Annotated in this window: 20 protein-coding genes and 1 tRNA gene; 16 read left to right on the forward strand and 5 right to left on the reverse strand. The window is 69.1% G+C overall.

Going from position 1 to position 19,878, the window contains the following annotated elements; genetic code table 11:
* Positions 1-87: 87 nt before the first annotated feature.
* The 4 genes from ACIQLK_RS08800 to ACIQLK_RS08815 are packed head-to-tail and all read left to right on the forward strand — an operon-like array spanning position 88 to position 4,219.
* Positions 88-870, forward strand: a complete 783-nt coding sequence (locus tag ACIQLK_RS08800) for a DeoR/GlpR family DNA-binding transcription regulator (RefSeq protein WP_400364270.1) — start codon at positions 88-90, stop codon at positions 868-870.
* On the forward strand, positions 867-1,850 hold the full coding sequence (locus ACIQLK_RS08805) for a 1-phosphofructokinase family hexose kinase (protein ID WP_400364272.1): 984 nt from the start codon (positions 867-869) through the stop codon (positions 1,848-1,850). The genes ACIQLK_RS08800 and ACIQLK_RS08805 overlap by 4 nt, the downstream gene beginning before the upstream one ends.
* Positions 1,843-3,915 carry a fructose-specific PTS transporter subunit EIIC gene (locus ACIQLK_RS08810; protein WP_400364274.1) on the forward strand — a complete coding sequence of 691 codons (2,073 nt, stop codon included), beginning with the start codon at positions 1,843-1,845 and terminating at the stop codon, positions 3,913-3,915. The genes ACIQLK_RS08805 and ACIQLK_RS08810 overlap by 8 nt, the downstream gene beginning before the upstream one ends.
* A 34-nt stretch (positions 3,916-3,949) precedes the next feature.
* The gene (locus ACIQLK_RS08815; RefSeq protein ID WP_018188079.1) at positions 3,950-4,219 is read left to right on the forward strand and encodes an HPr family phosphocarrier protein; all 270 of its coding nucleotides are present in this window, start codon (positions 3,950-3,952) and stop codon (positions 4,217-4,219) included.
* Between the two features lie 70 nt (positions 4,220-4,289).
* Here ACIQLK_RS08815 and ACIQLK_RS08820 read toward each other — a convergent pair whose 3' ends face one another.
* Positions 4,290-4,928 (reverse strand): MBL fold metallo-hydrolase, encoded by a 639-nt coding sequence (locus ACIQLK_RS08820; protein ID WP_400364276.1) that lies wholly within the window; start codon positions 4,926-4,928, stop codon positions 4,290-4,292.
* Between the two features lie 114 nt (positions 4,929-5,042).
* On the opposite strand from ACIQLK_RS08820, the gene ACIQLK_RS08825 reads away from it, so the two are divergent.
* Positions 5,043-5,115: transfer RNA gene (locus tag ACIQLK_RS08825), tRNA-Glu, on the forward strand.
* Between the two features lie 58 nt (positions 5,116-5,173).
* Here ACIQLK_RS08825 and ACIQLK_RS08830 read toward each other — a convergent pair.
* Together ACIQLK_RS08830 and ACIQLK_RS08835 are read right to left on the reverse strand one after the other, a co-directional pair.
* A complete protein-coding gene (locus ACIQLK_RS08830) occupies positions 5,174-6,217 on the reverse strand; it encodes a DUF4349 domain-containing protein (protein WP_400364277.1) in 1,044 nt (347 codons plus the stop codon).
* Positions 6,214-6,774, reverse strand: a complete 561-nt coding sequence (locus ACIQLK_RS08835) for an RNA polymerase sigma factor (RefSeq protein WP_400364278.1) — start codon at positions 6,772-6,774, stop codon at positions 6,214-6,216. Before ACIQLK_RS08835 ends, ACIQLK_RS08830 begins: the two co-directional genes overlap by 4 nt.
* Positions 6,775-6,878: 104 nt before the next feature.
* On the opposite strand from ACIQLK_RS08835, the gene ACIQLK_RS08840 reads away from it, so the two are divergent.
* The 7 genes from ACIQLK_RS08840 to ACIQLK_RS08870 all read left to right on the forward strand — a co-directional run bounded on the left by ACIQLK_RS08840 (position 6,879) and on the right by ACIQLK_RS08870 (position 14,484).
* A complete protein-coding gene (locus ACIQLK_RS08840; protein ID WP_400364281.1) occupies positions 6,879-7,973 on the forward strand; it encodes a TerC family protein in 1,095 nt (364 codons plus the stop codon).
* 158 nt (positions 7,974-8,131) lie between these two features.
* On the forward strand, positions 8,132-9,574 hold the full coding sequence (gene leuC, locus ACIQLK_RS08845; RefSeq protein ID WP_400364283.1) for a 3-isopropylmalate dehydratase large subunit: 1,443 nt from the start codon (positions 8,132-8,134) through the stop codon (positions 9,572-9,574).
* A gap of 1 nt (position 9,575) precedes the next feature.
* Positions 9,576-10,172: a 3-isopropylmalate dehydratase small subunit gene (gene leuD / locus ACIQLK_RS08850; RefSeq protein WP_400364284.1), complete on the forward strand. Its 597-nt coding sequence runs from the start codon at positions 9,576-9,578 to the stop codon at positions 10,170-10,172.
* A gap of 66 nt (positions 10,173-10,238) precedes the next feature.
* Positions 10,239-11,603, forward strand: coding sequence for a UDP-N-acetylglucosamine 1-carboxyvinyltransferase (gene murA, locus ACIQLK_RS08855; RefSeq protein ID WP_400364285.1), 1,365 nt, complete (start codon positions 10,239-10,241; stop codon positions 11,601-11,603).
* Positions 11,604-11,671: 68 nt separating this feature from the next.
* Positions 11,672-12,370 carry a lysophospholipid acyltransferase family protein gene (locus ACIQLK_RS08860; RefSeq protein ID WP_400364286.1) on the forward strand — a complete coding sequence of 233 codons (699 nt, stop codon included), beginning with the start codon at positions 11,672-11,674 and terminating at the stop codon, positions 12,368-12,370.
* On the forward strand, positions 12,360-13,505 hold the full coding sequence (locus ACIQLK_RS08865; RefSeq protein WP_400364288.1) for an NAD(P)H-dependent glycerol-3-phosphate dehydrogenase: 1,146 nt from the start codon (positions 12,360-12,362) through the stop codon (positions 13,503-13,505). The genes ACIQLK_RS08860 and ACIQLK_RS08865 overlap by 11 nt, the downstream gene beginning before the upstream one ends.
* Positions 13,405-14,484, forward strand: coding sequence for a D-alanine--D-alanine ligase family protein (locus ACIQLK_RS08870; protein WP_400364290.1), 1,080 nt, complete (start codon positions 13,405-13,407; stop codon positions 14,482-14,484). The genes ACIQLK_RS08865 and ACIQLK_RS08870 overlap by 101 nt, the downstream gene beginning before the upstream one ends.
* Before the next feature lie 6 nt (positions 14,485-14,490).
* On the opposite strand, the gene ACIQLK_RS08875 is transcribed toward ACIQLK_RS08870, so the two are convergent.
* Complete coding sequence (locus ACIQLK_RS08875; RefSeq protein ID WP_400364291.1) at positions 14,491-14,967, reverse strand: DUF3515 family protein; 477 nt, start codon at positions 14,965-14,967, stop codon at positions 14,491-14,493.
* A gap of 22 nt (positions 14,968-14,989) precedes the next feature.
* Here ACIQLK_RS08875 and thiL point away from each other — a divergent pair, with 22 nt between their 5' ends.
* Positions 14,990-15,961: a thiamine-phosphate kinase gene (gene thiL / locus ACIQLK_RS08880; protein WP_400364292.1), complete on the forward strand. Its 972-nt coding sequence runs from the start codon at positions 14,990-14,992 to the stop codon at positions 15,959-15,961.
* Here thiL and rsmD read toward each other — a convergent pair.
* A complete protein-coding gene (rsmD, locus tag ACIQLK_RS08885; protein WP_400364294.1) occupies positions 15,931-16,539 on the reverse strand; it encodes a 16S rRNA (guanine(966)-N(2))-methyltransferase RsmD in 609 nt (202 codons plus the stop codon). The genes thiL and rsmD overlap by 31 nt on opposite strands.
* Positions 16,540-16,577: 38 nt before the next feature.
* On the opposite strand from rsmD, the gene ACIQLK_RS08890 reads away from it, so the two are divergent.
* From ACIQLK_RS08890 to ACIQLK_RS08900, 3 genes are read left to right on the forward strand one after another with little or no spacing between them, the layout of a single operon-like run.
* Positions 16,578-18,725 (forward strand): ATP-dependent DNA helicase RecG, encoded by a 2,148-nt coding sequence (locus ACIQLK_RS08890; RefSeq protein WP_400364296.1) that lies wholly within the window; start codon positions 16,578-16,580, stop codon positions 18,723-18,725.
* Between the two features lie 39 nt (positions 18,726-18,764).
* Positions 18,765-19,262, forward strand: coding sequence for a pantetheine-phosphate adenylyltransferase (gene coaD, locus ACIQLK_RS08895; protein WP_400364297.1), 498 nt, complete (start codon positions 18,765-18,767; stop codon positions 19,260-19,262).
* Positions 19,263-19,318: 56 nt separating this feature from the next.
* Positions 19,319-19,876, forward strand: coding sequence for a YceD family protein (locus ACIQLK_RS08900; RefSeq protein ID WP_400364919.1), 558 nt, complete (start codon positions 19,319-19,321; stop codon positions 19,874-19,876).
* The last annotated feature ends 2 nt before the right edge of the window (positions 19,877-19,878 follow it).

The following is a 19,878-nucleotide window of genomic DNA, read 5'->3' on the forward strand; positions in this document are numbered from 1 at the left end:
GCTCCGGCCGGGGGCGTCGTTCTGTATCTCATTCTTGTTTCGTGTTGGTTTCTGTTGTAACGTGTGGACTTGTTCGAGGAGGACCACATGTACGCAACGGAGCGCCAGCAGCAGATCGAGCAGCTGATCGCCAGCGACGGCCGCGTAGCCGTCATGGACCTCGCCGACCGCTTCAACGTCACGACTGAGACCGTGCGCCGCGATCTCGCCGCTCTCGAACGGGCCGGCGTCGTTCGGCGCGTCCACGGGGGAGCGGTCCACCGCGCCCGCGCCAGCACGGCCGAGGCATCCGTCGCCGAGCGCGCCTCGCAGCGCAGTGGATCCAAGCAGTCCATCGCCCGCGCGGCGGTCGATCTGCTCGGCTCCGAACTGGACGGTGCCCTGTACCTGGATGCCGGGACCACGACCGGTGCGATCGCACAGCTTCTCGCCACGGGACCGCATCCCGCCGGCGACCTCGAGGTCGTCACTCACTCGATGTCGGTCGCTCACATCTTGGCGGGCGCGCAGGGGATCGGTCTGACCGCGATCGGCGGGCGGGTCCGCGGACTCACCGCGGCGGCCGTCGGCGCTCAGACCGTGGAGGCCATCGCCCGCCTGCGGCCGGACATCGCCTTCATCGGCACCAACGGTGTCGCCGCCGGTTTCGGGCTCAGCACGCCGGATCCCGACGAAGCGGCCGTCAAGCGCGCCATTGTCACGTCCGCCCGTCGAATCGTCGTGGTCGCCGACGGCGACAAGTTCGACGCCGAGCTCCTCGTCTCGTTCGCGTCACTCTCGGACGTCGATGTGCTCCTGACCGATACGACACCCGAGGGCGCGCTCGCGGACGCGCTCCGCGAGGCCGACGTGGAGGTCGTCGTCGCATGATCGTCACGCTCACCACGAACCCGTCGCTCGACCGCACCATCTCACTCGAAGATCCGCTCCGCGTCGGCGAGGTGCAGGCGGCGCTCGGCGCGCGCGAAGACGCGGGCGGAAAGGGCATCAACGTCGCACGGGTCGTCGCTGCCGCTGGTCGTCCCACTCTCGCAGTGCTCCCGCTGGACCCCTCCGATGCCTTCGCCGGAGCCCTGGAAGCGACCGGCATCCCCGTGCAGACCGTTCCGCACGACGGTGCCACACGCGCCAACATCACGATCGCCGACGACGCCGGCACCACGACGAAGCTGAACCTCCCCGGCGCGACGTTCACCGAGTCGGATGCCGCGGCTCTCACCGCCGCCGTGGTCGCCGCCGCCGAGGGGGCCGACTGGCTCGTTCTCGCAGGTTCTCTCGCGCCGGGGCTTCCCGAGGACTACTACGTCAGCGTCATCGAGTCCGTCAGATCGGTGTGGGGTGCCGCCGCGCCGCGCATCGCCGTCGACACGTCGGGTCCCGCGCTGGCCGAGGCGGTGGCTTCGGGGCGTCCCGACCTCATCAAGCCCAACGACGAGGAGCTGGCGGAACTCGCCGGACGGGACCTGGATCCCACGCTCAGCCTGCCGCAGGCAGTCGTCGCGATCGCCTCGGACCTCGTTCCGGGGGCCGTCGGGGCAGCGCTCGTCACCCTCGGGGGCGACGGCGCCGTTCTCGTGACCGCCGACGGCAGCTGGCACGGGACACCACCGCCGACGCGGGTCCGGAGCACCGTCGGTGCCGGCGACAGCTCTCTCGCCGGGTACCTCCTCGCCGAGACGGTCGGTGCCTCACCGCAGGAGCGGCTGCGCTCCGGCATCCGCTACGGATCGGCCGCCGCCTCGCTTCCCGGAACCCAACCCCCGACCCCGAACGACCTGTCGACCGGCGAGGTGCCGGTCCGACGACTCACGCAGCAGGAAAACCCGACCACTGGAGGTCACCGTGACTGAGATCATCACCGCGGAACTCGTCAGCATCGACGAGCCGCTCGGCGCCGACAAGCGCGCCGTCATCGACGCGCTCGCGCAGCGCGTCGCCGCACAGGGGAGGGCCACCGACGGGGCCCGCCTCGCCGACGACGCGTGGGCGCGCGAGGAGAAGGACGAGACCGGGCTTCCCGGTGGCATCGCCATCCCGCACGCCAAGAGCGCAGCGGTCACGCAGGCGTCACTGGCCTTCGCCCGCCTGAACCCGGGAGTCGACTTCGGAGCGGAGGACGGCGGCGCCGATCTCGTCTTCCTCATCGCGGCTCCCGACACTGCCGCCGAGGAACACCTCGCGGTGCTGTCCAAGCTCGCTCGCAGCCTCATGCGCGATGACTTCACCGCCGGTCTCCGCGCCGCATCGAACGCCGACGAGGTCGTCGCCATCGTCCGCGACGCGATCTCCGGCGCCCCGGCCGCCGCGGAGGCGCCCGCCTCTCGCGCGGAGGCACGTGCGGCCGCTGCCGACACCGTCGATGCAGCCGCCGTCGACGACGCGCTCCTGATCGACGGGCGTCCGGCGCGGATCGTCGCCGTCACCGCGTGCGCGACGGGAATCGCGCACACGTTCATGGCCGCGGACGCGCTCACCGCGACGGGCAGGAAGGACGGCGTCGACCTCACCGTCGAGCCGCAGGGATCGAGCGGCTACAAGGCGATCGACCAGCGCATCATCGACGAGGCCGACGCCGTCATCTTCGCCGTCGACGTCGACGTCCGTGAGCAGGCTCGTTTCGCCGGCAAGCCGGTGGTCCGGGCCGGCGTGAAGCGCGGCATCGAACAGCCCGCGCAGATGATCCGCGAAGCCGTGGCCGCCGCGAAGAGCCCGAACGCGCCCCGCGTTCCGGCCGCCTCCGGCACCGCGACCGCCAGTGCCGCGGCACCGACCTCGCTCGGCGGCGCCATCCGGCGCGCGCTTCTCACAGGTGTGAGCTACATGATCCCGTTCGTCGCCGGCGGCGGTCTTCTCATCGCGCTCGGGTTCGCTCTCGCCGGCTACCAGATCGCGTCGCCGCACGAGGGTGCGGACGTCAACAACGCGGTCTACGCGCTGCAGAACTTCACGCTGTGGAATCTGCCGCCGGAGGGTCTCGGGTACTACCTCGGCGCTGTGGCGTTCCAGATCGGTGGCTTGTCCTTCGGGTTCCTGGTCCCCGCACTGGCCGGCTACATCGCCTACGGCATCGCCGACCGGCCGGGTATCGCGCCCGGTTTCGTCGCCGGCGCCGTCGCGACCTTTATGGGTGCCGGCTTCATCGGCGCCATCGTCGGCGGTCTGCTCGCCGGTCTGGCGGCATGGTGGCTCAACCGCCTCGACGTTCCGCGCTGGCTGCGGGGCCTCATGCCGGTCGTCATCATCCCGCTGCTCGGATCCATCTTCGCGTCGGGCCTCCTCCTCATGGTGTTCGGCGGCCCCATCGCGGCGCTGACCGTCCTCCTCAACGATTGGCTCTCGAGCCTGTCCGGTGCCGGCGTCATCCTGCTCGGTGTCATCCTCGGGCTCATGATGTGCTTCGACCTCGGTGGGCCGGTGAACAAGGTCGCCTACGGCTTCGCGACGGCGAACCTCGCGCAGGGGATCGCGGGCGACGAGCGGTACCTGCAGATCATGGCCGCCGTCATGGCCGCGGGCATGGTTCCGCCCCTCGCGATGGCGCTTGCGTCGACCGTTCTCGGCCGCAAGCTGTTCACGGCGCCCGAGCGCGAGAACGGCAAGGCGGCCTGGCTGCTCGGCGCCGCTTTCATCTCCGAGGGAGCCATCCCGTTCGCCGCGGCCGACGTCTTCCGCGTCATCCCCGCCGCGATGCTCGGTGGCGCCGTGACCGGGGCGCTGTCGATGTTCTTCGGCATCACGTCACGGGCACCGCACGGCGGTGTGTTCGTCTTCTTCGCCATCGACAACTTCTGGCTCTGGCTGCTGTCGATCGCAATCGGCACCGTCGTCAGTGCCGTCGCCGTCGTCCTGCTCAAGCGGTACGCGCGCCGTCGCCCCCTCGAGGCCGATGCGCCCGCCGTGGCCGTCACGGCATAGTCTCGTCATACCGACTCAAGGAGGAAGATCCACCATGGCCGAACGGACCGCAACCGTCGCGAGCAGCTCCGGACTGCACGCCCGCCCCGCCAAGCTCTTCGTGCAGGCGGTCAAGGAGACGGGTGTGCCCGTCACGATCGCCGTCCCCGGTGGTCCTGACCAGAACGCCGGCAGCATCCTGACGCTCATGGGCCTCGGCGCGACGCAGGGCACGGTCGTCACCCTCAAGGCCGAGGGCGAGGGTGCCGATGAGGCGCTCGACAAGCTCGTCGCCTTCATCGAGACGGATCACGACGCCGAGTGAGTCCTGACCCTCACGAACGACGGATGCCGCGGAGCGAAAGCCCCGCGGCATCCGTCGTTCCGGTGATCGGTCAGATGTCGGCGGAGTCTCCCGGGTCGAGCTCGAGGAACTCGCCGCCGTTCTGCTCGGTCGCCCACTTGAGGCGGTCGCGGTGCATCGCGAGGCCCGCTCGCGAGAGGGTCATGTCGTGGGTGCCGAATGCGCGTCGAGGCTTCACGGCGAGGACGTAGTCGATGGCCTCCCCGATCTTCAGCCACGGCGCACCGACAGGCGCGGCGAGGAGGCCGACCTCCACTCCGTCGGGGACGGCGTACGAGTCTCCGGGGTAGTAGAACTCATCGTTGACGAGGACGCCGAGGTTGTCGATGACCGGGATCGATTCGTGGATCACGGCGTGCGTCCCGCCGAAGAACCGCATCCGGAAGGGGCCCGCCTCGACCTCGTCGCCGACCGACACGGTCGTGACGTCGTAGTCGGATGCCGCGGCGGCGACTCCGGCCGGTCCGAACAGCGGCACGCTCGGCGCCTGCGCGCGGACCGCATCGAGCTGCGCTGGTGTCCAGTGGTCGGGGTGCTCGTGTGTGATGAGGACACCGACGAGATCATTCAGGTCGTCGAGGGGGAGGGTGAAGGATCCCGGGTCGATCAGAAGGGTCTTCCCTTCGTTGTCGAGGCGGAGACAGGCATGCTCGTGCTTCGTGATGCGCATACGACAAGTCAACTCAGAACGCTCCGGCGTTGGCAAGGGCGCGCCGATTTTGCACGACTGTGAACGTCATGCATAATTGAACGGTTGCCTCCGCAGGGAGGGAACGAAAAGTACGGCCCCATCGTATAGCGGCCTAGTACGCCGCCCTCTCACGGCGGTAACGCGGGTTCGAATCCCGCTGGGGTCACACAGATGACGAAGCCCCCGACCATCAGGTCGGGGGCTTCGTCGTTGTCGGGGGAGCCTCAGGACCCGTCCGTCGTGCCGGAGGCGCGTCGACTCCGGCGCACGCGACGCACGACCCGTACGACGAGGATGACGACTGCCGCGACGGCGAGCCAGGGGAGGAGGAACCCCAGGCCGATCACGACGCCGTTGAGGGTCACGAGGAGGGCGCTCCAGCCCGTGCTCACGCCGTCGCCGAAGCCCTCGGGCTCGGCCGCTACAGCCCGCCCGGGGACGGAGATCGAGATCGTCACGGTGGACATGGCGACGTCATCCGAGAACGCCTTCTCCTGCGCGCGCAGCGAGTCGAGCTCGGCCTGGCGTTGCGCGAGGGCATCCTCGGATGCGAGGACATCAGCGGTGGTCGCGGCAGCCGAGATCAGCCCTCTCAGACGCTCGACGGAAGTTTCGAGGGCCGTGATCCGGGCCCGCAGGTCCGTCGTCTCCGCGGTGACATCATTTCGCGAGATGTCTATCGCGCGAACGGTGCCGAGCTCGTCGAGGTCCCGCAGGAACCTCGTGAGCGTCGATGCCGGGACGCGGACCGTGATCCGCGCGTCGCCCGGTTCGCCGGTGCCGCCCGGCCGGGCACCGGTGACGTTCAGGGATTCGACATAGCCGCCGGATGCCTGCGATCCGTCCCCGATCTTCTCAGCGGCGGCGCCGGGGTCACCGGCCTCGAGGCGCGCCTCCGCCCGGGCGACGACGACCCTCTCGCCGGCGGACGTCGCCGCCGCGTCCGAGTCCTCGAAGTCCTGGGTGCCGCCGCTCATCTCTGTGCCCTCGCCGTCCGGACGCGTGATGGATTCCTCCGAGGTGGCACCACCCGCCGAAGAGCTCGCACCGTCGCTGCCCACGCCACCGCCGAGTGCCGGACCCAGGAATCCCGCGATAACGACGACGGCTGCCGCTGCTCCGGCGTACGCCCATCCGCGTCGACGACGCCGATCCCGTTCCCCTCGTCGAGGTCGTTCCTCCTCGGCGATCTCCGCGAACAACGCCCGTTCGATCTCGTCCTGTCGGGTCCGCGTCAGGGTGGGCAGCACGATGTCGTCTCCGGTCATGATCCCTCCGTTCCGACGACGGTCCGAAGCCGGGTGCGGACCCGCGAGAGGCGGTTGCGGACGACGGCGTGGGAGACGCCCAATTCCTCGGCGGCCGCGGCGTAGGCGTAGCCCTCCGTCGCGCAGAGCCGGAAGATCTGCTGGTCCAGGGGCGACAGCGTGCCGAGTTCGGCCACCACGCGCTCGGCGAGGGCCGACCCGATGACCTGGTCCTCGACGTCGACGGTGTCGGGGATCGTCTCGTCCGCGGCGGCATCCGTGTTCAGGCGGTCACGCCGCTGCCGCCGCATCCGGTTCGCACTCTGGAACCGGCAGATGGTCACCAACCAGGGCAGGAGCGAATCGCTGACGAGGTCGAGAGTCGGCAGGCGCCGCCACGCGACCAGGAAGGTCTCCTGCATGACGTCCTCCGCATCCGATGTGTCTCCGAGGAGCCCGTGGGCGAGCCAGTAGACCGGACGCGCGTAGGCGCGATAGATCTCGCGGAACGCCTGCTGGTCGCCGCCACCGGCGGCTGCCACCAGGTCCGCGTCACTCCTCGCGAGCGGGTCGGCCATGGCATCCTCGTTCGTTCTGTCGATGGGGGAGTGTCGCCGCTGACGGGATCGTCTCAGCCACCTCGAAAGGTACTCTGGGGGTCGCCCCCGCATGAAAGGCCCCCATGGAGCTCCCCCTCTGGTTCGAGGTCGGCTCGCTCGTCGGGCTGACGCTCATCCTCGTCGCCGACCTGCTGTTGATCATCAAGCGTCCGCATGTTCCCTCAACCAAGGAATCCACCCTGTGGGTGGTGTTCTACGTCGGGCTCGCCCTGCTGTTCGCCCTGCTGATGCTGGTCGTGACCAACGGGGAGTATGCGGGTCAGTTCGTGGCCGGCTGGCTCACGGAGTACAGCCTGTCGATCGACAACCTCTTCGTTTTCGTCCTGATCATGAGTCAGTTCTCTGTGCCACGCGCCGCACAGCAGAAGGTGCTCATGGTCGGCATCATCATCGCGCTCATCCTCCGAGGCATCTTCATCCTGCTGGGCGCCGCCATCATCGAGCAGTTCAGCTGGGTCTTCTACCTCTTCGGTGCCTTCCTCATCTACACCGCCTGGAAGCAGGCCTTCGACGGCGACGACGAGGAGGACGAGGAGAAGAAGGAGAGCTTCCTCGTGCGTCTCCTACGGCGCCGAATGAAAGTCACCGAGGAATACGACGGTGCGAAGGTGCGAACCGTCATCGACGGCAAGAAGGTCTTCACCCCGATGATCATCGTCTTCGCTGCGCTCGGCATGACCGATCTGCTCTTCGCGATCGACTCGATCCCGGCGATCTTCGGGATCACCCAGAGCGCGTTCATCGTCTTCACGGCGAACATCTTCGCGCTCATGGGGCTGCGCCAGCTCTACTTCCTCCTCGGGGGCCTGCTGGACCGGCTCAAGTACCTGCACTTCGGCATCGCGTTCATCCTCGCCTTTATCGGCGTGAAGCTCGTCCTCCACGCGATGCACGAGAACGAGCTTCCGTTCATCAACGGCGGCGAGCACATCGAATGGGCGCCCGAGATCTCGACGTGGGTCTCGCTCGGGGTGATCATCGCATCGATGGTCATCGCCACCGTCGCGAGCCTCATCGCCGCTCGGCGAGACGGACTTCGCGAGCCGGTCCCGGCGACCGGTCCGACACCTGTCGGCCACGCGGAGGACGTCGCGAAGGAGCAAGGGACACCGAGGTCGGTCGACTCGCGACCGTCGGACGAGGATGCCTCTCGATGAGGCGAACGGCGGCCGGCGTCGCGCTCGCGCCGCGGACCCGGTGATAGTCTGACGCCGTGCGGACCGCTCGACTCCTTATCGGCCGCGGCGAGATCTCGTTCTGAGCCCTCTCTCGTCGCGGAGGCCGTCGCGGGCGCCATCCGACATCAGGAGACACCATGAGCACGATTCCCGACCGTCCTCGCACCCTCGCCGAGAAGGTGTGGGACGACCACCTCGTCGTGAAGGGTGAGGGCGGCAGCCCCGACCTCATCTACATCGACCTCCACCTCGTGCACGAGGTCACGAGCCCGCAGGCCTTCGACGGCCTGCGCGCGGAGGGGCGCCCTGTGCGTCGCCTGGACCTGACGATCGCGACCGAGGACCACAACACGCCGACCCTTGAGATCGACAAGCCGATCGCCGATCTCACGAGCCGGACCCAGATCGAAACGCTCCGCCGCAACGCCGAGGAGTTCGGCGTCCGCCTGCACTCGCTGGGGGACAGGGAACAGGGCATCGTCCACGTCGTGGGACCCCAGCTCGGTCTGACCATGCCGGGGATCACGGTCGTCTGCGGCGACTCGCACACATCGACGCACGGCGCGTTCGGCGCCATGGCGTTCGGCATCGGCACGAGCGAGGTCGAGCACGTCCTGGCGACGCAGACGCTGCCGCTCAAGCCCTTCAAGACGATGGCGATCACGGTTGAGGGGACGCTCAGGGCCGGTGTCACCGCGAAGGACATCATCCTCGCGATCATCGCGAAGATCGGTGCCAACGGCGGTCAGGGCTATGTGCTCGAGTTCCGCGGCTCGGCCATCCGCTCGCTCTCGATGGAGGGGCGCATGACCATGTGCAACATGTCCATCGAGGCGGGCGCCCGCGCGGGCATGATCGCACCCGATGAGACCACCTTCGCGTACGTCAAAGACAAGCCGCACGCCCCCCGAGGCGCCGACTGGGACGACGCGGTCGCCTACTGGCGCACACTGCCTTCGGACGAGGGGGCGGTCTACGACGCGGAGGTCTTCCTCGACGCCGACGACCTCGAGCCCTTCGTGACCTGGGGCACGAATCCCGGCCAGGGCGTCTCGTTGAGCGGCGTCATCCCGGACCCCGCGCAGATGACCGACGCCAACGAGCGCGCCGCGGCCGAGCGTGCCCTCGAGTACATGGATCTCGCGCCCGGCACGGCGCTGAAGGACGTAGCGGTGGATGCCGTCTTCATGGGCTCGTGCACGAACAGCCGTATCGAGGACCTCCGCCAGTTCGCGTCCATCGTGCATGGGCGGACCAAGGCTCCGGGCGTCCGTGTCATGGTCGTCCCGGGTTCTGCCCGAGTGCGTCTCGAGGCAGAGGCCGAAGGACTCGACAAGGTCTTCACGGAATTCGGCGCGGAATGGCGATTCGCCGGGTGCTCGATGTGCCTCGGGATGAACCCTGACCAGCTGGCGCCGGGGGAGCGCTGCGCGTCGACGAGCAATCGCAACTTCGAAGGCCGGCAGGGCAAGGGCGGTCGCACGCACCTCGTGTCCCCGCTCGTCGCCGCGGCCACGGCCGTCCTCGGCCGGCTCGCGAGCCCCAGCGATCTCGACGCACTGACCCTGACGGAGGCCTGACATGGAGAAGTTCACCCGCCACACCGGCGTCGGCGTGCCCCTGAAGCGCTCTGCCGTCGACACGGATCAGATCATCCCCGCCGTGTACCTCAAAAGGGTCACCAAGACGGGTTTCGATGACGCACTCTTCGCCAACTGGCGGCAGGACCCCGCATTCGTCCTCAACCAAGATGCCTACCGAGAAGGATCCGTCCTCGTCGCCGGACCCGACTTCGGCACCGGCTCCAGCCGCGAGCACGCCGTCTGGGCTCTTCGGGATTACGGCTTCCGCGTCGTCCTCAGTACGAAGTTCGCCGACATCTTCCGCGGCAACGCCGGCAAGCAGGGTCTCGTGACCGGAGTGGTCACCGAGGACGTCCTCGAGGCGATGTGGGGCGCCCTCGAGGCCGAACCGGGCCGCGCGATCTCGGTGGACCTCGAGACACGGACAGTGGAGGTCGGCGACCTCCGGGCGTCCTTCGACATCGACGATTACACTAGGTGGCGGCTTCTCGAAGGGCTCGACGACATCGGGCTCACGCTGCGCAGCGAAGACCAGATCGCGCAGTTCGAGGCGCGCCGCGAGGCGTGGCGGCCGCGGACGCTCCCCGTCCGCTGATCGGCCCGCGCCCCGCACAACGGGGCCGGACCACGCTTCCTCGACACCAGTAATGAGGTCCCACCCATGAACACACTTCTCAGCGACTCCGCGTCGACCCCCGCCAGCGGCGGCAACACCGGTCAGACGCTCCGGATCCGCGGCGGACGGCCGCTGCGGGGCCGCGTCGAGGTGAAGGGGGCGAAGAACCTCGCCACGAAGGCGATGGTCGCCGCCCTCCTGGGTGAGACCGCCAGCATCCTGCGCGACGTGCCCGACATCAGTGACGTCCATGTCGTCCGCTCGCTCCTCGAGGTCCACGGCGTCCGCGTCGAGGACCTCGAGGAGGGTGTCCTCCGACTCGACCCGAGCGGCGCCGTCTCCGCGCACATGGAGGAGATCGACGCGCATGCCGGGGCGTCCCGCATCCCGATCCTCTTCTGCGGCCCGCTGCTGCACCTGCTCGGCCAGGCCTTCATCCCCGACCTGGGCGGATGCCGCATCGGCGACCGACCCATCGACTTCCACCTCGACGCGCTCCGGTCGTTCGGGGCCATCGTCGACAAGCTGCCGAGCGGTATCCGTCTCTCGGCGCCGGACGGCCTGCACGGGGCGAACATCGAGCTCCCGTACCCCAGCGTCGGCGCGACCGAGCAGGTGCTGCTGACGGCTGTTCGCGCCAAGGGGACGACGGAGCTGCGGAACGCGGCGATCGAGCCCGAGATCATGGACCTGATCGCGGTTCTTCAGAAAATGGGCGCGATCATCTCCTACGAGCCCAACCGCGTCATCTTCATCGAGGGTGTCGAGTCGCTCCGCGGCTACGACCACCGCGCCATCTTCGACCGCAACGAGGCCGCGTCGTGGGCTGCCGCAGCCCTCGCCACCGACGGCGACATCTTCGTCGGGGGCGCGAAGCAGCAGGAGATGCTCACGTTCCTCAACGTCTTCCGCAAGGTGGGCGGTGACTTCGACATCGCCGAGGACGGCATCCGCTTCCGTCGCGGCGGCGCGCTCAAGCCCGTCATGGTCGAGACCGACGTGCACCCGGGCTTCATGACCGACTGGCAGCAGCCGCTCATCGTTGCTCTCACGCAGGCCGAGGGTGAGTCCGTCGTCCACGAGACCGTGTACGAGAACCGGCTCGGCTTCACCCGCGCACTGGTCCAGATGGGGGCCGACATCGTCGTGCACCCCGATGGGATCGCGAGCTCCGACCGTCGGGTTCCCCGCCGTGCCCTCGAGCAGGCCGCCGTGATCAACGGCCCGACGCCGCTCCGCGGGGCGGATGTCGTCGTACCCGACCTGCGCGGCGGTTACTCGTACGTGATCGCGGCACTCGCGGCCGAAGGCGAGTCGACCGTGCGCAACATCGGGATCATCCGCCGGGGCTACGAGAAGTTCCTCGAGAAGCTCACCGATCTCGGCGCCGACTTCGACGTCACGGAGTGACACGGGTGCGCCCGCGTCGCCGCGCGTCGGCTGAGAAGACGCGCCCCAGCGTATTCTGGCCCGCCGCCATGATCGTCGTGCCGGCGACGGGGTGGTTCGCGAGGATCGAGATCGAGGGCGCCGAGAACCTGCCCCGTGAAGGCGCGTACGTCCTCGCCCCCAATCACTACAGCGAGTTCGATCCCGTGATCATCGCGGTGGCGACCTGGCGCATGGGGCGGGCCCCTCGCTTCATGGCGAAGGAGAGCCTCTTCAGGGTGCCGGTCCTCGGCTCCCTTCTTCGAGCGACCGGCATGATCCCGGTTGCGCGAGCGTCGAACTCCGCAGCGGCGAAGCAGACGCTCGCGCAGTCCAACGCGCTCGTCGCCGAGCAGCGCGGGGTCATCGTGTATCCCGAGGGCTCGCTGACCCGCGATCCCGACATGTGGCCGATGCGCGGCAAGACGGGCGCGGTCCGCCTCGCTCTCGCCGCGGGCCAGACGCTGCCGGTGATCCCCGTCGCGACCTGGGGCGTCCAGGAGATCCTGCCGCGGTACGGGCGACTGCGCCTCTGGCCACCGCGCCGCCGCGTGCGGGTCCTCGTCGGTCCGCCCGTCGACCTGTCGGCCTTCACGGACACCACGCCGGCCACGCTCACAGCTGCGACGGATGCCGTCATGCGCGACATCTCGGTCCTCCTCGGTCGCCTTCGCGGCGAGGAGCCTCCTGCCGAGCGGTGGAACCCGGCCAAACACGGACAGAACGAAACGGGTCGCCTTGACTCCTAGGGAAGCGCCGCGCCGTGATGCCGCTCCTCGCGTCGCCGTACTCGGATCCGGAAGCTGGGGGACCACGTTCGGCAAAGTCCTCGCCGACGGTGGCGCCGATGTCGTGATGTGGGCACGCCGAGCGGAGCTCGCGCACGAGATCCGCGAGGGCAAACGCAACACCCAGTACCTCCCCGGCATCAACCTGCCCCGCGGACTGTCGGCGACCCACCACCTCGCCGAGGCGCTCGACGGCGCGACCCAGGTCTACATCGCAATCTCCAGCCAGGCTCTGCGGCAGAACTTGAAGCGCGTCCGACCGTTGCTCGGCGACAGCGGCGTTCCGATCGTCTCCCTCATGAAGGGTGTGGAGAAGAAGACCGGCCTCCGCATGAGTCAGGTCCTCGAAGAGGAGCTCCGTTGCGATCCGGACCGCATCGCCGTGGCCTCCGGCCCCAACCTCGCCCTGGAGATCGCCCGCCAGCAGCCCACGGCCGCCGTCATCTCGTCATCGAGCCAGGAGACGGCCGAGGCCGTCGCGCGCATCGCCCGTAACGGCTACTTCCGCACCTTCGTCAACACGGACGTCATCGGTACCGAGTTCGGCGGTGTGCTGAAGAACCTCATCGCCGTCGCTATCGGGATCGTGGACGGCGTCGGGTACGGAGAGAACACCAAGGCGTCGATCATCACGCGCGGTCTCGTGGAGATGACCGACTTCGCCGTCGCACAGGGCGCTCAGCCCGAGACGCTGCAGGGACTCGCCGGGCTCGGCGACCTCATCGCGACGTGCCAGTCGCCCCTCAGTCGCAACAACACCGCCGGTCGCCTGCTGGGACAGGGGTACAGCTTCACCGAGGTGGTGAAGCAGATGGATCAGACGGCCGAGGGCCTCGCCTCCGTCGCTCCCGTCCTGCAGCTGGCGAGGTCAGCCGGCATCCAGATGCCCATCGTCGAGCAGGTCAAGATGGTGCTCGACGGCACGATGAACCCCCGTGACATCGCTCCTCACCTGACGACGGATGACGATGAGCCCACGGAGGAGAGGACTCAGAATGGTTCAAGCGGTAGTGGTTCTGCTCTTCGGCGGGCGTTCCAGCGAGCATTCGATCAGTTCCGCAACGGCGGGCGGGGTGCTTCGCGCGATCGATCGTGAGCGCTACCGGGTCATCCCCGTCGGCATCACCCGCGAGGGAGCGTTCGTCCTCGAGGAGGACGATCCCGACAAGTTCGCTCTCAATCCCGAGCGCCTTCCCGAGGTCGTCGACAACGGGACGCGGATCGTCTGGCCGGATTCCACCGCGACGCGCACCCTCGCCGTCCGTCATCCCGACGGGACCGTCGAGACGCTTGGCGACGTCGACGTGGTCTTCCCCATCCTCCACGGCCGCTTCGGCGAGGACGGCACCGTCCAGGGCTTCTTGGAGCTCCTCGACCTCCCCTACGTCGGTGCGGGCCTGCTCATGTCGGCGATCGGCATGGACAAGCACACCACCAAGAGCATCCTGCAGGCGGCCGGCGTCCCCGTGGTGCCGTGGGTCACGGTCACCCGTGCCGCTCTCGACCGCGACGGCGACCTGTGGCGTCGCCGCATCCGCGCTCTCGGTCTGCCGGTCTTCGTCAAGCCCGCTCGTGCGGGTTCGAGCGTCGGTGTGTCGAAGGTCTCGGAGTGGGACGAGTTGGATGCCGCCCTCGACACCGCATTCGCGGAGGACACGAGCGTGCTCGTCGAGCAAGCCGTCACGGGGCGCGAGGTCGAGTGCGGAGTCCTGCAGGGCCGCGACGGCGCCGAGCCCCGCGTGAGTGTCGCGGGAGAGATCGTCGTCAGCGGTCGCGACTTCTACGACTTCGAGGCGAAGTATCTCGGAGCGCCGGGCATCGACCTGGTCTGCCCTGCCGAGTTGCAGGACGGGGAGCTTCGCGAGATGCAGCGGATCGCCGCGCGGGCCTTCGAGGCGGTCGGGGGCCAGGGGCTCTCCCGCGTCGATTTCTTCTACACGGGGTCGGAGTTCTTCGTGAACGAGGTGAACACGATGCCGGGCTTCACCCCCATCTCGATGTTCCCGACGTGCTGGATCCAGAGCGGTCTCAGCTACCCGGACCTCATCACGGAGCTGGTCGAGCTCGCGCGCTGATCTCCGTCAGGGCTGCGTCTCGGTCGGTGCGACGCACTTCGCCGTCGTCTCGAACCGCTTCGTGATGAGGCGGCTGATCGCGGAGACGGGGCCGCTCGACGACACGGCGTCGTAGTCGAGGATCAGCTGCGCTGCGGGGACGCGTCCATACGTGGTGATCCGGTAGATCGGCGCCTCCGAGTCGTCGACGACCCAGTCGACGCCGTCGACCGTGAAGCACGGCAGGGTCGTCGGCCCGAGCGGTTGCACACCGCAGGCGAATTGGACTTTGGTCGGGTCACCCCATGCGGCCGTCGACTGCGCGTCCGTCCAGCGCCGCTGCTGATCCTCGAAGACGTCCGGCAGGCGCACCATGACCTGCGCGCAGCGCGGGTCGTCGGCCTGCGGAGGGGTGTCCGTGGCGACGGTTCCCGAGCAGCCTGAGAGGACGGCTGTCCCCACCACGACCAGTGCGAGCGCGGCGGACGAGCGGGTTCGGGGCATCGCTCCAGGCTACCGTGGACGCATGAGTGAGCTTCGTGTGCGCGACGTGTCCGAGGCGGACCTCCTGGACCGGATCCTCCGGGTGCTCGGCCCTGGATCGCGTGCCGAGATCGGCCCAGGTGATGATGCAGCCGTCCTAGCGGTCCCCGGCGGGCGAGTGGTCGCCACGACGGACACCCTCGTGCACGGGCCGGACTTCCGACTGGCGTGGACCTCCCCGTACGACCTCGGCTTCAAATCCGCGGCGGTGAACGTCGCCGACGTCGCGGCGATGGGTGCGCGGCCGACGGCGCTCCTCGTCGCCCTGGCGTTGCCGGACTGGCTGCCCGCGACGTTCGTCGATGCGCTGGCGACCGGCTTGCGCGACGCGCTCGCGGAGCTCGCGCCGGGGTGCGCCGTGGAGGGCGGCGATCTCACCGTCTCCGAGACCCTCACCGTCGCGGTCACCGCGTTGGGTGTGCTCGACGGCGTCGAACCGGTGCGCCGTTCGGGTGCGCGTCCCGGGCACGACGTCGCGGTGGCGGGCCGGTTGGGTGCGGCAGGTCGGGGCCTGCGCGTCCTGTTCGGGCGGTTCCGGGATGCCGACGGCACACCACTCCCCGTCCGCGAGGACGAGCTCTCCGCCGCCGAGCGGGACGACCTCGATGCGCAGTTGCGTCCTCGTCCGCCCGTGGGACTGGGCGTGGCAGCTGCCCGAGCGGGCGCCTCAGCGCTCATGGACGTCTCGGACGGACTCTTGCTGGACGCCTCGCGGATCGCGGATGCCTCGGGGGTGACCATCTGCCTCGACGCCGACCTCGACGACGACGCGCTCTCGGGCGGTGAGGACCATGCCCTGCTCGCCTGCTTCCCCGCAGGATCCGCACCCCCGGGCTTCGACGTCATCGGTCAGGTGATCGAGCGGGGGGAGGCCGCCGTGCTCGTGCGAGGAACCGTCCCCCGCGTCCGGGGCGGGTGGGATCCCTACGCCGACTGGGACTCGGAGCTCGGCTGAGCCGGAGTCCCGGCATCCACCGGGCGCACCCACCAGAGCGTGGTGTCGCCGTACTTCTTCGCCCGGTCGACGACGAGGCCCGTCGGCAGGTCCGGCGCGCCGGATCGGGTGGATCGTTCGATGACGATCAGCCCCGCCGCAGACAACCGCGGTGCCAGCAGCTCCAGGGTCGCGGACACCTCGGCGTCCGTCATGTCGTAGGGCGGGTCCACGAAGACGAGGTCGAATGACGACCCGCCGGCACGGAGGAACGTGTCGGCGGCCGCCCGATGGACTGTCAGCCGTCGGCCCGGGAGGCTTCGCGAGACGGCCCTGACGTTCCGTTCGATGACGGATGCCGCGCGCGGCGCCCGCTCGACGAGGTCGGCCGACGCCGCTCCACGGCTCACGGCCTCGAGGCCGAGCGCTCCCGAACCCGCGTAGAGGTCGAGGACGGCCGCGCCCTGGACGAGGTCGGCGGATTCCAGTGCACCGAAGAGCGACTCGCGGACGCGCTCGCTCGTCGGACGCGTGCCGGCACTCGGCACAGCCAGCGGCAGCGATCCGGCGTCACCGGCGATGATCCTCGTCACCCCCACACGATATCGGCGTCCGCGGTCGCTCGTAGACTCGACGCATGGCCTCGTTCCCGCTCGACACGCCCCTGCCGGAGGCGGTCGGCGAGAATCTGGCGAAAGGCCTGAAGCGCGCGTTCCAGATGACGACCGTGGGGGAGCTCCTGGCCCACTACCCCCGCCGATACGCCAACCGCGGCGAGCTCACACCGATCGCCGCCCTTCCGGTCGGGGAGCTCGTGACGATCGTGGCCGAGGTCCGCTCCGCGTCGACGAGGCCGATGCGGGGCCGTCGCGGAGAGCTCGTCGAGGTCGTCATCGGAGATGGCGAAGGCACCATGTCGCTCACGTTCTTCGGCCAGGCCTGGCGGGTGAAGGATCTCATCGCCGGCCGGCAGGGCATCTTCTCCGGCAAGGTGGGCGAGTATCGAGGTCAGAAGCAGCTGACGCATCCCGACTACCAGCTCTTCGACGACGAGGGCACCGCCCGGCTCACCGCAGAGGCGTGGCGGAACCGCCCGATCCCGATCTACCCGGCGACGAGCACGTTCTCCAGCTGGCAGGTCAAGAAATGCATCGACCTGGTGCTCCCGAACGTCGTCGGTGTCCCCGAGCCCCTGCCCGACGCGTTCCGCGCCGCTCAGGGTCTTCTCGACGCTCGGACCGCACTCACCCGCATCCACGATCCCGAGTCCTTCGACCAGATCGGCCCGGCGCGCGAGACGCTCCGGATGCACGAGGCGTTCGTCCTCCAGGCGGCCCTCCTGCAGCAGCGGCAGTTCGTCCGGATGATGTCGGCGACCGCGCGGCATCCCGGCGACCTCCTGGCTCGCTTCGACGCCGCGCTGCCGTTCGAGCGCACCCCCGACCAGGTGAGTGTGGGGGAGCGCATCGCCGCCGATCTCGTCGCGCCGTGGCCGATGAACCGGCTCGTGCAGGGCGAGGTCGGTTCCGGCAAGACCCTCGTCGCGCTGCGGGCGATGCTCCAGGTCGCCCAGTCGGGCGGGCAATCCGCGCTCATCGCCCCCACGGAGGTCCTGGCCGCCCAGCACGTGCGATCCATGGCCCGCATGCTGGGGCCCGAGCTGGCGCCGGAACTCATGCCGACGCTGCTCACCGGTCAGTTGGGCGCGGCCGAGCGCCGGCGTGCGGCGCTTCGCGTTGCGTCCGGGCAGTCGCGCATCGTGGTCGGGACGCATGCCCTGCTCAGCGAGTCCACGACGTTCGCGGATCTGGGACTCGTCGTCGTCGACGAGCAGCACCGCTTCGGCGTCGATCAGCGCGAGACGCTTCGTGCAAAGGGCAGCTCCCCGCACGTTCTCGTCCTCACGGCCACGCCCATCCCCCGCACGGTCGCCATGACGGTGTTCGGCGACCTCGACGTGTCGACCATCCGGACGATGCCGGGGGGCCGGGCCGGGATCTCGAGCTTCGTCGCTCCGGTGGGCGAGAAGCCCGCCTGGTTCGCCCGCGTCTGGGAGCGCGTCGCGGAAGAGGTCCGCCTCGGGAGGCAGGCCTTCGTCGTGTGTCCCGCGATCGACGCCGCGACCGATGCCGAGGACGAGGAATCGCTGGAGACGGAGGAACCCGGCCGCACGCGGTGGGGCGTCGTGCAGGCGGCGGCGCTGTTGGCGGGGCATCCCGACTTCCGCGACATCCGCGTCGAGGTCCTCCACGGCAAGATGCCCGGTGACGAGAAGGATGCCGTCATGCAGGCGTTCGCCCGCGGAGACATCGACGTTCTCGTGGCGACGACGGTGGTCGAAGTGGGCGTCGACGTGCCGAACGCATCGACCATGGTGATCCTCGAAGCGGACCGGTTCGGCGTCTCCCAGCTGCACCAGCTCCGCGGTCGCGTGGGCCGGGGTTCGGTACCCGGACTCTGCCTGCTTGTGACCGAGGCCGATCCGTTCACGCCGGCGCGGCATCGCGTCGAGGCCGTGGCGGCGACGACAGACGGGTTCGAGCTGGCGGAGGTCGACCTCGACCTGCGCGGCGAGGGAGACGTGCTCGGTGATGCGCAGTCTGGTGTCCGCTCGTCGCTGCGGCTCCTGCGTGTCGTGGCGGACGCGGACCTCATCGCCGCGGCTCGCGCGGAGGCCGAGCGTCTGCTGGCGGATGACCCGACTCTCGGCGGGCCCCCGGGGCTCGCCGCCGCGATCGCCGGCCGCGTCAGCCAGCGAGAACGAGCCGCGCTCGGGAAGAATTGACGCGGGCGCGGTAGGCGCGGTGTCGTTAGGCTCGACGGCATGAACAACCGGATCGCCGTCGTCCCGGGCTCCTTCGACCCGCCGACGCTCGGGCATCTCGATGTCATCCGGCGAGCGGCGGACCTCTACGACCAATTGCACGTCCTCGTCGTGCACAATCCCGGCAAGGAAGCGATGCTGCCGATCGCGCAGCGTCTGTCCCTCCTCGAGCAGTCGATCGAGGAGGGCGGGATCCAGGGTGATGTCGTCGTGGCCTCGTGGAGCGTCGGACTCCTGGTCGACTACGCGACCGATGTCGGCGCCGGCGTCCTGGTGAAGGGGATCCGATCGCAGGTGGACGTCGCGTACGAGACGCCGATGGCCATCGTGAATCGTCATCTCGCCCACATCGAAACGGTCTTCCTCCTGCCCGATCCTGCGCACGCGCTCGTGTCCAGCTCCCTCGTGCGTCAGGTGTCCTCGCTCGGCGGCGACGTGTCGCCCTTCGTTCCCGGTCCGGTCGCGCGTTTTCTGGCGGGTGGTTCCGGCACGGACTGATCGGGCCCGCGGGGTCCTCGTCACGCGTACGATGGACGACCGTGGTCAGAAAGCGCGTGAGTGGTCCCTTCGTCCTCCCCGTCCGAGACATCGTCCGGGCGCCCGGGGAGATGCGCGAGTTCGAATTGACGGTCCCTGCGCCCGAGAAATGGGGCGAGGGCTTGGCGTGGATCGATGCGGGCAGCGACGTCCAGGTCGACGTCCGTCTCGAATCGGTCCACGAAGGAATCCTCGTCAGCGCGGAGATCGCCGCGATCTACGACGGTCAGTGCAGCCGGTGCCTCACGGACCTGACACGCCCCCTCGAAGTCGAGTTTCAAGAGCTCTTCGGGTATTCTGGGGATGAAGCGACTGATTTCCAGGTTCAAGACGACCACGTGGATCTTGAAACGGCAGTCAGGGATGCGATCGTCCTGTCGCTTCCGTTCCAGCCGGTGTGTCAGCCGGATTGCCCCGGACTCGATCCGTCCACCGGCGAGAAGCTGACCGAAGCACTGGTTCCGGAGACTCAGATCGACCCGCGCTGGACTGCGCTGGCCGCCTTGTCGGCCTCCACCACAGACCACGACGACGAGGCAGCACGCCCCGCCGCCGACGACACAGAGAAGAGCTGACC

This window comes from Microbacterium sp. NPDC091382 (genome assembly GCF_044757025.1).
GTDB lineage: Bacteria > Actinomycetota > Actinomycetes > Actinomycetales > Microbacteriaceae > Microbacterium.